Origin of the sequence: Halostella sp. PRR32, from assembly GCF_034808085.1 — an archaeon.
Lineage (GTDB): Archaea > Halobacteriota > Halobacteria > Halobacteriales > Natronoarchaeaceae > Halostella > Halostella pelagica.
Map to the genome: position 1 here is coordinate 1 of NZ_JAXHGL010000107.1, position 274 is coordinate 274.

Sequence of the window (274 nt, forward strand, 5' to 3'; positions counted from 1 at the left end):
CGCCGTACTGGAGTCCGAATCGGTCGCCGGGTCGTCGGATACCGACGGGTCGATGTCGTAGTCGACGTCGGTGTCGTACGCCTCGAAGTGGAGGACGACGTAGTCGGTGTCGTCATCCGAGCTGTTCGTCTTCACGACCATGACGGCGTCGTTCTCGCCGATTGCGAACTCGTCGCCGCTCGAACTGAGGAGCGTCTTGCCCGTGTCGGACTCGTACTCCTCGATGACCTGGGTGAACGTCTGGTCTTTGAACCAGCCGCCGTCGAACTCGTCG

1 protein-coding gene is annotated in these 274 nt (G+C 62.0%); it reads right to left on the reverse strand.

Going from position 1 to position 274, the window contains the following annotated elements:
- Positions 1-274 (reverse strand): hypothetical protein (locus SM753_RS20570; protein ID WP_323192928.1); only part of this gene is annotated, 274 nt, incomplete at both ends.